General features: G+C 54.2%; 2 protein-coding genes. Both read right to left on the bottom strand.

The features are described from left to right. The coding region (locus ACTIE0_RS24455) for a tetratricopeptide repeat protein (protein WP_439517048.1) at nucleotides 1–1,124 on the bottom strand (1,124 nt) is incomplete at its 3' end. Then, the coding region (locus tag ACTIE0_RS24450; protein ID WP_439517047.1) for a hypothetical protein at nucleotides 1,105–1,322 on the bottom strand (218 nt) is incomplete at its 5' end. The genes ACTIE0_RS24450 and ACTIE0_RS24455, both read right to left, overlap by 20 nt.

Genomic DNA, 1,322 nt, shown 5'->3' with positions numbered 1-1,322 from the left:
GCCACCCGCCAATATTCTCCCCATTGGGCGGCAGCTTCTGTCCAGCGACCCAATCCCATCAAAGCCAAAGCCAACCGCCGCCGCCAATCTACCGCCCCCGGATAGCGCTCCAGCAGCCACTTCCAATGCTCCACCACCTCTGACCAGCGACCCAACTCCACCAAAGTATCAGCCAAAAGCCGATGCACCTCCGGCGTTTCCACCCCCAATTTCACCGCCCGTCGGCACTCCACCACGGCTTCAACGGGACGTTCCAACTCCGCCAAAGCCCGTCCCAAACCCAAGGAAGCCGGACCGCACTCCCCAAACTCCAGGACCACTTGGCGATACTGGTCTACCGCCTCCGTCCAGCGCCCCAACTTCTCCAAAACCGCAGCCACAGCCAAGCCAGAGTCAACCCCCGGACTCAACTCCCCACAGCGACGATAGAACCCCAAAGCCTCCTGAAGCTGGTCTCGTCGCTGGCACAATTTCCCCAGATAAAAATAGGCTTCCCCCTGGTCTGGTTGCAACTCCAGAGTCCGCCGCAAACAACCCTCCGCCCGGTCGAGGTCTGTTCCCCCCTCCACCAAAGCCACGCCCAAAGCCAACTGCAATTGGGGGTCATCACCCTGAAAATCCACGGCACGCTGCAAATAACCCGCAGCCTCCTGAAATCGTCCGTGGCGGCGCAACAGGTAGCCCAACTGTAAGTTAAATTCTGCCACCCCCGGCTTCAAAGCTACGGCTTTCCGATAGGCTTCCATAGCCGGTTCCCAATGCTGTTGGTGAACCAAAGCTTGACCCAAGGGCAAATAAAACTTATAATAATCTGGCTTTAATTCCAAGCCCTGATTTAATACTTCTATAGCCTCATCCCAACGTTCGGACTTGACCAAAGCGACACCGAGGCGATAGTAGCAGAGATAATTGGAACCGAGAGAAATAGCTTGTCGATATGCGGACACAGCCCCTTCCCAGTCCTCCAACTGAGTGAGAGCCTCTCCCAAATAGTAGTGATGCCAGGAGAGGTCTGGCGTTAACTCAATACCCCGGCGATACTCAGCTACGGCTTCTTGAATTTTTCCTTGTTGGAGGAGTTTATTGGCGATTTCGAGGCTAGAGTTATCGACAGTGCTGGTCATAGGGGGACACGAAATTAATTACCAAACCATCTGCCATTATATCATAGGGTTTGGCGATTGGCAAGAAATTTACAGATGATTTTAGGCGAGGTTTGGGAAGGCGATCGCTTGTTTCTGGAAACGGGGTTTTGTCAAAAAACGGGGGCGGGTTTATATAGCTGCTGGTGAAGAAGAATATAGGCTGTTGAACCCGCCCCT

Source organism: Limnospira sp. (genome assembly GCF_051859755.1).
GTDB lineage: Bacteria > Cyanobacteriota > Cyanobacteriia > Cyanobacteriales > Microcoleaceae > Limnospira > Limnospira fusiformis.
This window is presented reverse-complemented; position numbering and strand designations above follow the sequence as displayed.